Here is an 11,861-nt window from a genome sequence, read left to right as displayed (position 1 = left end):
AAGAGGATCCGGGCCTTCGATTGCAGTAGCGGGGACAGGATTTGAACCTGCGACCTCTGGGTTATGAGCCCAGCGAGCTACCGAGCTGCTCCACCCCGCGCCGTTGCCTCTGAACAGTACCACGGCGCGGGGTGGATCCGATCATCCGCCGGGGCTGCTGCCGGCACTTGGACTGCTGCTCGGACCGGCGGCGGGGCTCGGACTGCTGCCCGCGGTCGCACCCCCGCCCTTGCCGTTCGCCTTCGACTGCGCGTCCTCGGCCCGTTTGAGCGCGTCCCGCAGGTCGTTCTGGGCCTTGCCGTACGCGGTCCAGTCGCCCTTCTGCAGGGCCTCCTGGCCCGCCTCGAAGGCCTTCTGGGCGTCGTCGAGCGCTGCCTGGACCGTCGGGTTCCCGGACGTCGGCGGCGTGGTGGTCCCGGTGTCCGAGGAACCCGTGTCCGAACCGTCCGAGCCGAACACCTTGTTGAGCGCTTCGTCGAGGGTGTCCTCGAAGGCGGTCTTGCCCTCGTAGGTGACCAACACCTTGCGCAGCAACGGGTACTTGACGCCGGCACCGCGGACGTAGACCGGCTCCGCGTACAGCAGGCCCCCGTCCAGTGGCACGGTCAGCAGATTGCCGTACTCGACCTCGGAGTCGCCGCCCTTGAGGAGTTTGATCGCGGCGGCGATGTCCTGTTCGGAGTTGAACTTGCTCTGGACCTGTTTGGGTCCGTCGACGGCCGTACCGGTCGGCAGTTTCAGGATTCTGATCCTGCCGTAGTCCTGCGAATCGGCCTCGGAGTCGACCGACATGAAGGCGCTGAGGTTGTTCCGCCCGTTGGGCGTGAACGTCGTCGACAGGGAGAACGCCTGCCGGCTCTGGTCCGGCATCTTCATGCTCAGGTAGTACGGCGGCACCGCGTTGCCCGACTTGTTGGTCGGGTCGTCGGGCACCTGCCACACCTCGCTGCCGGTCAGGAAGGTCTGGGCGTCCGTCACGTGGTAGCGGGTGAGCAGTTCGCGCTGGACCTTGAAGAGGTCCTGCGGGTACCGGAGATGGTCCAGCAGGTCCTGGGAGATGGCGGCCTTCGGCTGCACCGTGCCGGGGAACGCCTTCATCCAGGTCTTCAGCACCGGGTCCTTGGTGTCCCACTGGTAGAGCTTGACCGCGCCGGTGTACGCGTCGACGGTCGCCTTCACCGAGTTGCGGATGTAGTTGACCTGGTTCTGCTGGGCGACCACCGCGCGCGAGTTGTTGGCCGCGGTCAGCGAGTCGGCGGTGGTGTCACCGAGCGTCGTACGGGAGGCGTAGGGATAGCCGTTCGACGTGGTGTAGGCGTCGACGATCCACTGGATGCGGTGGTCCACGACCGCGGGGTAGGCGTCGCCGTCGATGGTCAGCCAGGGTGCGACCGCCTCGACGCGCTCCTTGGGCGTGCGGTTGTACAGGATCCGCGAACCGTCGCCGATCGCACCGGAGTAGAGGATCTGCGGCTCGTTGAACGCCACCGCGTACGCGGCCCGGTTGATCGCGCTGGAGAGGCTGACCCCGCTCTTGCCCGCGTAGCTGGTGGTCTTCTCACCGCTGTCGTCGGAGTAGTCGATCTCCTTCTGGGGACCGCCGACGATCGAGTACGTGGTTGTCTTCTCGCCGTAGTAGATCTGCTGCTGGTACGTGCCGAGGTCGCCGGTGGACGGCAGGTCGGACTCGGTGAAGACCGGCTGCCCCTGGCCGTCGGCCTCGGTGCCCTTGGCGGCGACCACTCCGTAGCCGTGGGTGTAGCGGAAGTGGTCGTTGATCCAGTTGTTCTTGGGAATGCCGGCGAGGTTCAGCTCGCGCAGACCGATGACGGTGTCCTGGACCTTGCCGTCCTTGGTGTAGCGGTCCACATCCAGATTGGTCGGGAACGCGTAGTAGTTCCACATCTGCTGGGCCTGCTGGAACGTCGGCGAGACGATGTTCGGGTCCATGATCCGGATGCTCGCCGTCGAGTCGACGTCGTCCCGGAGCTTGGTCTTGTCCGTGGTGGTGCTCTTGCCCGTGTACTCGGTGACCTTCGTGTCGTCGATGCCGTACGCCTCGCGGGTCGCCTTGAGGTTCTTCTGGACGTACGGGGCTTCCTTGGCCTGCTCGTTGGGCTGGACCTGGAACTTCTGGACGATCGCCGGGTAGAGCCCGCCGATGAGGATCGCGGACAGGACCATCAGGCCGAAGCCGATCACGGGCAGCTGCCAGGTGCGCCGCCACAGCGTGGCGAAGAACAGCAGCGCGCAGATCACGGCGATGCAGAACAGGATGGTCTTGGCCGGCAGATAGGCGTTCGCGTCGACGTACCTGAGGCCCGTCCAGTTGCCGGTGGCCTTGAAGTCGCTGGACTTGACGGCCAGTCCGTAGCGGTCGAGCCAGTACGCGACCGCCTTGAGCGCGACGAAGACCCCGAGCAGTACCGAGAGGTGACCGGTCGCGGCACCCGTGGCGCGGGCGCCGGGGCTGGTGACGCGCAGCCCGCCGTACAGGTAGTGGGTGAGCGCGGCGGCGATCAGGGAGAGGATCGCGGTGGCGAAGCCGAAGCCCAGCAGGAACCGGTACCAGGGCAGGTCGAAGGCGTAGAAGGAGACGTCGAGGTGGAACTGCGGGTCCTTCTGGTGGAAGGGCACGCCGTTGACCCACATCAGCCAGGTGCGCCACTGCCCGGCCGCGGACGCGCCGGCGATCAGCCCGACCAGCGCGGTGACCGCAAGCAGCAGCCACCTCTTGTACGGGGCGATGCCCATCCGGTAGCGGTCGAGGCTCTGCTGTTCCGTCGACATGGCGCTCAGCGGCGGTCGCAGCCGGTGCGCGATCCAGACGTTGAAACCCACCGCGGCGGCCATCAGGAGACCGAAGACGAAGAACAGCCCGATCTTGGTCCACAGGGTGGTGGTGAACACCGAGGAGTAGTGCACCGACCGGTACCAGAGCCAGTTCGTCCAGAAGCCCGCGAACATGCTGAACGCCATGCCGAGCACGGCGAGGACGCCCAGGGTCAGGAGCAGGGTCCGGACGCGCCGGGACGGACGTCCCGCCGCTCTGATCCGTGGCCCCGTCGGGCCTCCGCCGCGGTCCGGCATCTGGAAAGCCAAGGTGCGCACCTCGAAGTCGCTGTTGGGTCTGTTTCTTGCCGTCGGGCCCGGGTGTTCGTGGGCCTTCCGTGGTCCCCCGTGATCGCGAGGCCACACCTATGCAACTTACTCACGGTTTACTCGGTTCCCGATTCCGGCCATGAACGAGGCAGGATTGTGACCATGTCCAACACTCCCATGGCAGGGAACCCGCTCACCCGGGCCGTACTCGAGATCGACGAGTACGCCTCCGGGCTCGGCTGGGACCAGCCCGCCCGCCTCTTCGCCCTCGTCGACACCGTCCGGCTGCGCTCGCAGGAACCGGCACTCGCCGCCCAGCTCGGTCTGGAGGACGAGTCGGCGACCACCGGTCTCACCCCGATCGAGCAGGACGAAGTGCCAACGGACAAAGCGCTGGACGAGTTCCTGGGCACCATCGCCTGGCCCGACGCGGTGGTCGGCTGCGCGCTCACCGTGGAGCGCCTGATGCTGCCGCCGTCCGCCGAGTCCCAGGTACCGGAGGGGATGAGCGGGGCCAAGCTGACCAAGTGGGTGGCGAACCACCCCGACCGTCAGGAGGTCCGGATGACCGTCGCCGTCCTGCGCGACGGCACCCGCGAATCGGCCGTGCGGCTGCGCGAGAAGGACTCGCCGACGGAGGTCCTCACCGGCCCCGATCTGGTCCCGGGCCTCGCGGAGGCTCTCAGGGCGACGTTCGAGGACTGAGGTCCTCGCCCACGGCTGCCCGGGGCGCCCCTGTCGGGAGGGCGCCCCGGGCAGCCGGGTCCGTCAGCCCTTGGTCGTGCACTTCGGCAGGGCGCCGGTGTCTCCGTCGCGGATGTCCTTGAGGGCGCCGAGGGCGTCGTCCATGGTCTTGACCTTGACCAGGGTGAGTCCGCTCGGGTTGTCCTTGGCGGCCTCGGCGCAGTTGTCGGCCGGCGTCAGGAAGTACTGCGCGCCCTTGCTGCGCGCCCCGATGGTCTTCATGGAGATGCCGCCGATCGGGCCGACCGTGCCGTCGTCGTCGATCGTGCCGGTGCCGGCGACGAACTTGCCGCCGGTGAGGCTGCCCGGGGTCAGTTTGTCGTAGATGCCGAGCGAGAACATGAGACCGGCGCTGGGGCCGCCGACGTCGGCGAGCTTGATGTCGATGGAGAACGGGAACGTGTGATCGGTCCCGGCCGAGATCCCGACGATGGCGCGCTTCTCGCCGGTGTCGTCGGAGGTGGTCGTGGTGACGGTGACCTTCTCGGTCGTGGTGGCCGTCTTGTTCGCCTTCTCGGCGGCGGCCTGCTCCTTGGCCGGTACGACGGTGAAGACGACGTCCTGACCGGGCTTGTGCTTGGTGACCAGCTTGGCGACGTCGGACGGCTGCTTGACCGCGGTGCCGTCGACGGCCTTGATCACGTCACCGGCGTGCAGCTTGCCCTCGGCGGGCGAGCCCTTGAGGACCGTGGAGACGATCACCCACGACCGCACCGGGACGCCGAGTTCCTTCAGGGCCGCGACCTTGGCGCTCTCCTGGGACTGGCTGAACTCCTCGGCGTTCTCCTGGGTGGACTGCTGTTCCGTCTTGCCGTCCGGGTAGAGCGTGTCGTGGGGCACGACCTTGCTGTCGTGCGAGAGCCAGCCGTAGACCGCCTCGACCAGGTTCATCTTGTAGTCGGCGCTGGTGACCCGGACCGTGGTCATGTTCAGGTGCCCGGAGGTGGGATAGGTCTTGTGCCCGGAGACCTGCAGCACCGGCTCGCCGTCGTGGTCCCCGAGCGTGTTCACGGTCGGGCCGGGGGACATCTCCGAGTACGGCACGTTGATGAGCACTCCCGCGCACAGGAGCGCGATCAGCATCAGGGTGGAGGCGAGCATCGTCGCGGTGCGGCGTGGCATGGAAAGACAGTACGGGACGCGTCTGTCAGCGCACCGTCAGGGCCGTCCGTCGCACACGTCCCGGCCGGGTCTCAGCCACCGGAGTGGGACCGCTCCATGGCCTCGCGGAACCGGGCGTAGCCGTCGAGCTCGGGACCGTCGCTCCGCGCCTTTCTCGTCCGGTTGGCCCAACTGCCCCACAGAGCGGCGCCGACCGCCGCCACCAGCGGAATCAGCAACCAGACGAGCGCCGCCATGCCGACCTCCTACCCCACGACCGTCCGCGACTGACTGATCAACAGATTAATCACCCGCACTGACAACGCTCACGCGAGGGGTACGGTTACGCAACCTGAGTCATGGCGTGGGTCCTTCAGCAGGCCCCGACCCATTCCTCCGTCCCGTCGGAGAACTTCTGGTGCTTCCAGATGGGCACCTCGTGCTTGAGGTCGTCGATCAGCTTCCGGCAGGCTTCGAATGCCTCCCCCCGATGCGGACACGACACACCGACGACCACGGCGAGATCACCCACCCGCAGGTCCCCCACCCGGTGCACGGCGGCCAGCGCCCGCACCGGATACTCGGCGACGACCTTCTCGGCGATCCGCCGCATCTCGCTCTCGGCACTGGGGTGGCACGAATACCCGAGCGCGTCGACGTCGGCGCCCCCGTCGTGGTTCCGCACGGTCCCCACGAACAACGCGACACCGCCGGCCGCATCGTCCCCCAGGGCCGCGAAGACCTCGTCCACGGAGAGCGCGCTCTCACGGATCGCGATCAGCCGGACGGGATCGTCGCCACCCAGCTCACCGGGGTGATCATTCACAGCAGCCATGCCTCCATGGTGCCGCACGCCCGCGACCACACGGAACACGACCAACACCCGTCACGCGCGCGCGTGCGTTTGGAGGCTCCTACAGCACTGCCCTCCCGATGCGCGGACGGGCGATGCGGGGACGGGAGGCGTCAGATGCGCCGCCGGGCCTTCCGGGCGCGCCGCACCACGGCCGCCGCACCCAGCAACGCGACCGTCGCGCCCGCGGCACCCGCGGCCGTCGCGTCCTTGCGCCCGAGCCGCCGCCCGACGACGGTGTGCCGTCCGGCCACCTCCTCCAGCAGTTCGGCGAGCACCTCCTCGTTCGTCCAGCCAGGGCGCCACCCGGCATCGTGCAGCCGGCTCCCGCTGACCACCCACGGGTACATCGTGTAGGCGAGGTCGCCGGCCGGCGACGGCGTCAGCCCGATCCGGTGCAGCCGGGCCGCGGCGCCGAGCGCGACCGCCGACGGCAGTTCCATCCGCCGGATCCCGCTCAGCTCCTCGACCTCCTCCTGCTCCAGCCACCCGTCGCAGCCGACGGCGAGTTCCCCGTCGACCTTCTCCAGCACGGCGTACTCCAGCGCACTGCACAGATCATCGACGTGGCAGAACTGCCAGGCGGGCCGTGAACCGGCCACGACAAGGAGGCGCGGTGACTCGAAATACCTGGTCAGAGCGGTGTCTGTGCCGCCGACGAGCACCGCGGGGCGTACCACGGTGACATTGAGGCCGGGATGCGCACGGGGTGCCCGGCGCGCGAGCCGCTCGATCTCCAGCAGGTCGCCCACGCCCGTGGCCTCGGCGGTCGCCCGCAGCTCCGCGTCCTCGGCCAACGGCAGCTCGTTCTCCGGAAGTGCTCCGTAGACCATCGCGGAGGTGCACAGCACCACGCGATGCACCCCGGCCGCGGCCGCCGCGGTCAGCACGGTCTGCGTGCCGCGCACGTTGTAGGCCGTACGCGCCGCCGGATCCGTCTCCAGATCCAGGTCGAGCGCGAGGTGCACCACCACGTCGGCCCCGCGCAGCTTGTCCGCGATGGCCGGATCCCGCACGTCGAGGATGTGCCACTGGGCGTCGGCGCACTCCCCGCGCCGCTCGTCGATGGCGATGACCTGCTTGATCTCCTCGGACGCGGCCAGCAGCTCGGTGAGCAGCGCGCCGACCCCGGTCGCGGCGCCGGTGACGGCGACGACGGGCCCGCGCATGACGGGAGGGGTTGACGGGTTTCGCGCTGCGCGAACCTGCGGATCTGGGGAACTCACCGGGCGTCTCCAGCGGTTGTCTTCAGTACGGGCGCGAGTGACGCGTACGTACCAGGTGGCATCCATCCTGCCGCAGGCCGACTGTCGGCGAAGCACCGAGGCCCGATCGGGTCGGGGTGTCTACGCTGGGTGGTGTTGTCGGGCAGCCGCGCCGCCGGAGAGAACCGGTGGCCTTACCAGCCGAGGATTCCCGTGAGTGACACCCCATTCGGTTTCGGCCTTCCGCCGGAGGAGCCGGAAGACGGCGACGAGGGCAAGAAGAAGGACCAGCAGAGCGGTGGTGGGCAGGGACCGGCCAACCCGTTCGGTTTCGGTACGCCCGGCGGCTTCGGCGGCCCCGGCGCCGACAATCCGTTCGCCGCCATGTTCGGTTCACTGAACCCCACCGACCTGGGCGCGGCCTTCCAGCAGCTGGGCCAGATGCTCTCGTACGAGGGCGGGCCGGTGAACTGGGACATGGCCAAGCAGATCGCCCGCCAGACGGTCTCCCAGGGCACGTCGGACGGCGTCAAGGACGCGAGCGTCGGTCCCGCCGAGCGCACCGCCGTGGCGGAGGCCGTGCGGCTGGCCGACCTGTGGCTGGACGACGCGACGTCGCTGCCGTCCGGCTCCGGCTCGGCCGTGGCGTGGTCCCGCGCGGAGTGGGTCGAGGCGACGCTGCCCGCCTGGCAGGAGCTGGTCGACCCGGTCGCCGAGCGGGTCGGCGCCGCCATGGGCGACGTCCTGCCGGAGGAGATGCAGGCCATGGCGGGCCCGCTGATCGGCATGATGCGTTCGATGGGCGGCGCGATGTTCGGCACCCAGATCGGGCAGGCCGTGGGGGTGCTCGCGGGTGAGGTCGTCGGTTCGACCGACATCGGCCTGCCGCTGAACCCGCCCGGCAAGGCCGCGCTGCTGCCGGTGAACATCGAGGCGTTCGGCAAGGACCTCGGTGTGCCGAAGGAGGAGGTGCGGCTGTATCTCGCGCTGCGCGAGGCGGCCCACCAGCGCCTGTTCGCGCATGTGCCGTGGCTGCGTTCACACCTGTTCGGCGCAGTCGACGGTTACGCGCGCGGGATCAAGGTCGACACGGCCAAGCTGGAGGACGTGGTCGGCCAGTTCGACCCGCAGAACCCGGAGCAGCTCCAGGACGCCCTTCAGCAGGGCATGTTCCAGCCGGAGGACACCCCCGAGCAGAAGGCGGCCCTGGCCCGTCTGGAGACGGCTCTGGCGCTCGTCGAGGGCTGGGTCGACGCGGTGGTCCACGCGGCCGCGAAGCCGCGCCTGTCGTCCGCGGACGCGCTGCGCGAGACGCTGCGCAGGCGCCGGGCCACGGGCGGTCCCGCGGAGCAGACGTTCGCCACGCTGATCGGCCTGGAGCTGCGCCCGCGCCGGCTGCGCGACGCCTCCCGGCTGTGGGCCTCGCTCACGGACGCCCGCGGTGTCGACGGGCGGGACGCGCTGTGGGCACACCCGGACATGCTGCCGACGGCGTCCGACCTGGACGACCCGGACGGCTTCGTGCACCGCGAGCAGCTGGACTTCTCCGAGCTGGACAAGATGCTCGGCGAGGCCGCCCAGAAGCCCGACCTGCGCAAGAAGGGCGACCAGGACGACCAGGCAGAGGGCGACGACACCGAGTGAGCCTGTACGACGACGCGGTCCTCGTCCTCAAGGGGTACGAGGGCCAGGAAGAGCTGCGCCAGGCCTACCTCGACCATCTCGCCGCCCATCCGGACGGCTTGTGGAAGGCCTGTCACGCGGGCCATGTGACGGCGAGCGCGCTGGTGATCGACCCCGAGCACGACCGGGTGCTGCTGACCCTGCACAGGAAGCTGCGGATGTGGCTGCAGATGGGCGGCCACTGCGAGCCGGGCGACGCCACGCTCGCGGCGGCGGCCCTGCGGGAGGCCGCCGAGGAGTCCGGGATCCCCGGCCTCATGCTGCTGCCGGGCGGCCCGGTGCGGCTGGACCGGCATCCGATCCCCGCGCCGTGCCACTGGCACTTCGACGTCCAGTACGCGGCCCTGGCCCCGCGGGGAGCGGCTCACACGATCAGTGACGAGTCCCTCGACCTGCGCTGGTTCGCCTACGAGGAGGTCCCGGAGGTCGCCGACGACTCGGTTGTACAGCTGCTGGCAGAAACCCTCGCGCGGCTCTGACGCGCGAGGGGCGCTCGCCGCAGCGGGCGCCCCCGCCTTCGGGGGTCTCAGCTCCAGACGTTGCCCTGGTTCATCCCGCGCGCTCCCTGCTGGCCCATGCCGAACTGGGCGGCGAGGCCCTGGCCGATCTGGGCGTTCTGCGGGGGCAGCAGCTCACTCGGCTGGACCAACGCGAAGCCACTTCCCATGAAACTCAGCTCCCAGCCCTCACCGGTGCTGCCGCGGCGCCGCCAGACTCCCGAGGAATGCGTCTGGGCCTGCATCTGGACCCGTAGCCCGGTGGACCAGGCCACGATGGCGTCGGCGTCGCAGTTGACGTACTTGTCGGGCGTGACCTGCATCAGCAGCGGGGCACCGGAGGTCATCAGGGCGACCTTGCCGCGCCCGGTGATGTTCAGCTGGTACTTCCCGGACCCGGAGATGCCGTAGAGGCTGTCGACGGCGACGACCTCGTGGTGCAGCGAGGAGTCCATGGCGAGGACGTAGCCGCTGTCCACGGTCAGACCGTCCTGCTCGACGTCCAGGACGTGGATGTGCTGGGCGAGGTTGGCGAAGTAGACCGTGCCCTGCCCGTGGCAGCGCATCAGGTCCAGGCCCTCGCCGGTGTACGCACGCGCGCGTGCCTGCTGGTTGTTCGTGTACTCGGCGTCGAACTCGACGAGTCCCTGGTAGGCGACCATCGTGCCCTTGCGGGCGAGGACGTCGTCGTGGCCCTCCAGGACGACCCGCAGCATCTGCTTGTTCTGGAGGCTGTAGCGGTCCCGGGCCTGGGAGTCGTTGAAGGCGAAAAGCGGGCTCTGCATGGTTTCCTGACTCCCCCTCAGCCCCGGAACCGGAGGCGGTCGGTGCTGTCCTCGCTGGGTTGGACGACGACGATGCCCTGGCCGGAGAAGGCCATCTGATAGGCCTCGCCGCTGCCCCGGCCGATCAGCGACTGCGCCTTGAAGCTGCGCTTGCCCTTCACCTTGAGGTTCGGGGACCAGGCGACCAGTGCGTCCGGGTCGACGTACGTCTCGTCCTCGCCGCCGCCGCAGTCGACGACGACGGGCTTGCCCCGGGAGGTCAGCGCGACCCAGCCCTGTCCGGAGATCCTGGTGTTCCACAGGCCCTGCCCGGCGAACTTCGCGAGCCCCTTCACCCGCTCCACGCCCCAGGTGAGGTGGGCGTCGAACGCGAGCAGGTTGGTGGCGTTGACGGAGATGCCGTCGCCGTCGAGGTTGATGACGACGACGTTCGCGCCGTAGTCGGCGAGGTAGAGAAGGCCGTCCCCGGAACACTTCATCAGCGGGGCGCCCTCGCCGGTGACCCAGTCACGGGCGATCTGACGCACGGCCGGCGGGTTGGGCTCGTACTGGACGAAGCCCTCGTAGGCGACCATCGACCCCACGCGCGCGAGGAGGTCGTTCCCGGTCTGCATGGCGACCTTGAGCATGTGGTCGCCGTGGTTCTCCATACGGGCGGTGACGGGTGCGGGGGCGTAGCCCGCGAGCGGCTGGTTCATGACGGGCTCCCTCAGACCTCGTACGGCTGGACGACGATGAAGTTGCCGGGCGCACCCCGGAACTGCAGGTTGACGCTCTCACCGGTGTCGCCCGGGTAGGCGTTGCGGCGCATCCGGACCTGGCTGGAGACGATCACCTGGGAGGCCGCCGACCAGGCGACCACCGCGTTGCAGTCGGCGAAGGTCGTGGGGGTCACCGGCAGCACGACGGGCGTGCCGTGGGTCTTGACGACGATCGTGCCGGTGCCCTGGAACTGCATCGTGAACAGCGCACCGCCGGGAATGCCGTGTCCCTCGATGCGGCGGACCTCGTGCTGGAGGCTCTCGTCGAAGGCGAGGACGCTCTCGGCGGAGACGCAGATCGCGTCACCCTGGAGCTCGATCGGGTGCAGATGGGCGGAGTTCTCGGCGAAGAACACCTGGCCCTGGCCGGTGCAGCGCATCAGCTGCATCTCCTGGCCGGTGGCGTTGCCCACGATCCGGCCGGCGAATCCGGCGCCCTTGTAGCTGAAGTCGACCTTGCCCTGGTAGAGGACCATGCTGCCCTGCCGGGCCAGCACCGGCCGGCCGTCCATGCCGAGGTCGGCGCGGATGAGCTTGCTGTTCTGGGGGGTCCAGCGCTGCCCGGTGGGCGTCTCCTTGAACTTCTGGAGTGCGGCACCCACCCCGGCGCCGCCCTGGGGAGCGCCCTGCGGGACTCCGTAGGCCTGCTGGCCGGGGACCTGCCCGAGCGACGGCTGCTGGGCGTAGCCGGGCGGCGGGGGCGGGGCCTGGACGTAACCGGGCGGTGGGGCGGGGGCCTGCGGAGGCGCAGGGGGCTGGCCGTAGCCGGGCGGCACGGGCGCGTGCGGGGCGACGGGCCCGCCGTAGGGCGATGGCGCCGGGGAGGGGGGCGGCACGGTGCCGGGCGGGGTCATCGGGGCGATGAGGGTGGGCGCGGCGTGCACGTTCGGGGCGGACGCGGGGTGGGGGGCCGGGGGCGGGGTGAAGTCCTGGGGCGCGGGGGGCGGGGTGAAGTCCTGAGGGGCCGGGGCGGGCGCGGGCGGGGCGGCGAACGCGGGCGGCGCGAAGCCGGGGGCGGACGCCTGCGGCTGCTGCGGCGCCGGCGCGGCGGGCGCCTCCTCCTCCAGTACCTCGCCGCCGAAGTTCTTCAGCAGCGCCTCAAGACCGCCGTCGGCCAGGGATTCGACGGC

11 protein-coding genes and 1 tRNA gene are annotated in these 11,861 nt (G+C 69.8%); 3 read left to right on the top strand and 9 right to left on the bottom strand.

Annotated features, from left to right (window positions below):
* Positions 1–26: 26 nt before the first annotated feature.
* Together ABZ646_RS27375 and ABZ646_RS27370 are read right to left on the bottom strand one after the other, a co-directional pair.
* Positions 27–100 (bottom strand) — tRNA-Met (locus tag ABZ646_RS27375).
* Between the two features lie 41 nt (positions 101–141).
* Positions 142–3,090 (bottom strand): UPF0182 family protein, encoded by a 2,949-nt coding sequence (locus ABZ646_RS27370; protein WP_360524181.1) that lies wholly within the window; start codon positions 3,088–3,090, stop codon positions 142–144.
* Positions 3,091–3,264: 174 nt separating this feature from the next.
* Between ABZ646_RS27370 and ABZ646_RS27365 the strand changes: the two genes are divergently transcribed.
* Positions 3,265–3,807, top strand: a complete 543-nt coding sequence (locus tag ABZ646_RS27365; protein ID WP_360524178.1) for a PPA1309 family protein — start codon at positions 3,265–3,267, stop codon at positions 3,805–3,807.
* A gap of 63 nt (positions 3,808–3,870) precedes the next feature.
* On the opposite strand, the gene ABZ646_RS27360 is transcribed toward ABZ646_RS27365, so the two are convergent.
* The 4 genes from ABZ646_RS27360 to ABZ646_RS27345 all read right to left on the bottom strand — a co-directional run bounded on the left by ABZ646_RS27360 (position 3,871) and on the right by ABZ646_RS27345 (position 7,026).
* Positions 3,871–4,968, bottom strand: a complete 1,098-nt coding sequence (locus tag ABZ646_RS27360; RefSeq protein ID WP_360524175.1) for a PDZ domain-containing protein — start codon at positions 4,966–4,968, stop codon at positions 3,871–3,873.
* A 71-nt stretch (positions 4,969–5,039) separates the two neighbouring features.
* Positions 5,040–5,204 (bottom strand): hypothetical protein, encoded by a 165-nt coding sequence (locus tag ABZ646_RS27355; RefSeq protein ID WP_358981426.1) that lies wholly within the window; start codon positions 5,202–5,204, stop codon positions 5,040–5,042.
* 116 nt (positions 5,205–5,320) lie between these two features.
* A complete protein-coding gene (locus tag ABZ646_RS27350; RefSeq protein ID WP_132888754.1) occupies positions 5,321–5,782 on the bottom strand; it encodes a molybdenum cofactor biosynthesis protein MoaE in 462 nt (153 codons plus the stop codon).
* Positions 5,783–5,913: 131 nt separating this feature from the next.
* Positions 5,914–7,026 (bottom strand): SDR family oxidoreductase, encoded by a 1,113-nt coding sequence (locus tag ABZ646_RS27345; protein ID WP_360524171.1) that lies wholly within the window; start codon positions 7,024–7,026, stop codon positions 5,914–5,916.
* Positions 7,027–7,218: 192 nt separating this feature from the next.
* On the opposite strand from ABZ646_RS27345, the gene ABZ646_RS27340 reads away from it, so the two are divergent.
* Both ABZ646_RS27340 and ABZ646_RS27335 read left to right on the top strand, forming a co-directional pair.
* Positions 7,219–8,649 (top strand): zinc-dependent metalloprotease, encoded by a 1,431-nt coding sequence (locus ABZ646_RS27340; protein ID WP_360524168.1) that lies wholly within the window; start codon positions 7,219–7,221, stop codon positions 8,647–8,649.
* Positions 8,646–9,167, top strand: coding sequence for an NUDIX domain-containing protein (locus tag ABZ646_RS27335; protein ID WP_360524165.1), 522 nt, complete (start codon positions 8,646–8,648; stop codon positions 9,165–9,167). The genes ABZ646_RS27340 and ABZ646_RS27335 overlap by 4 nt, the downstream gene beginning before the upstream one ends.
* 47 nt (positions 9,168–9,214) lie before the next feature.
* Here the strand turns inward: ABZ646_RS27335 and ABZ646_RS27330 are convergent, their stop codons facing one another.
* The 3 genes from ABZ646_RS27330 to ABZ646_RS27320 all read right to left on the bottom strand — a co-directional run.
* Positions 9,215–9,970 carry an AIM24 family protein gene (locus ABZ646_RS27330; protein ID WP_358981421.1) on the bottom strand — a complete coding sequence of 252 codons (756 nt, stop codon included), beginning with the start codon at positions 9,968–9,970 and terminating at the stop codon, positions 9,215–9,217.
* A 17-nt stretch (positions 9,971–9,987) separates the two neighbouring features.
* Entirely contained in the window at positions 9,988–10,668 is a 681-nt protein-coding gene (locus ABZ646_RS27325) for an AIM24 family protein (protein ID WP_360524162.1), read from the bottom strand.
* An 11-nt stretch (positions 10,669–10,679) separates the two neighbouring features.
* Positions 10,680–11,861: AIM24 family protein (locus ABZ646_RS27320; RefSeq protein ID WP_360524159.1), on the bottom strand; the 1,182-nt coding region annotated here is incomplete at its 5' end.

Origin of the sequence: Streptomyces sp. NPDC007162, assembly GCF_040634175.1 — a bacterium.
In the GTDB taxonomy this organism is placed as follows: domain Bacteria; phylum Actinomycetota; class Actinomycetes; order Streptomycetales; family Streptomycetaceae; genus Streptomyces.
This window is presented reverse-complemented; position numbering and strand designations above follow the sequence as displayed.

Bases quoted from the DNA above. Each gene is read 5' to 3' on its own strand.
- ABZ646_RS27365 (WP_360524178.1), top strand. From the start codon at position 3,265: ATGTCCAACACTCCCATGGCAGGGAACCCGCTCACCCGGGCCGTACTC.
- ABZ646_RS27355 (WP_358981426.1), bottom strand. From the start codon at position 5,204: ATGGCGGCGCTCGTCTGGTTGCTGATTCCGCTGGTGGCGGCGGTCGGC.
- ABZ646_RS27325 (WP_360524162.1), bottom strand. From the start codon at position 10,668: ATGAACCAGCCGCTCGCGGGCTACGCCCCCGCACCCGTCACCGCCCGT.
- ABZ646_RS27350 (WP_132888754.1), bottom strand. From the start codon at position 5,782: ATGGCTGCTGTGAATGATCACCCCGGTGAGCTGGGTGGCGACGATCCC.
- ABZ646_RS27330 (WP_358981421.1), bottom strand. From the start codon at position 9,970: ATGCAGAGCCCGCTTTTCGCCTTCAACGACTCCCAGGCCCGGGACCGC.
- ABZ646_RS27360 (WP_360524175.1), bottom strand. From the start codon at position 4,968: ATGCCACGCCGCACCGCGACGATGCTCGCCTCCACCCTGATGCTGATC.
- ABZ646_RS27370 (WP_360524181.1), bottom strand. From the start codon at position 3,090: ATGCCGGACCGCGGCGGAGGCCCGACGGGGCCACGGATCAGAGCGGCG.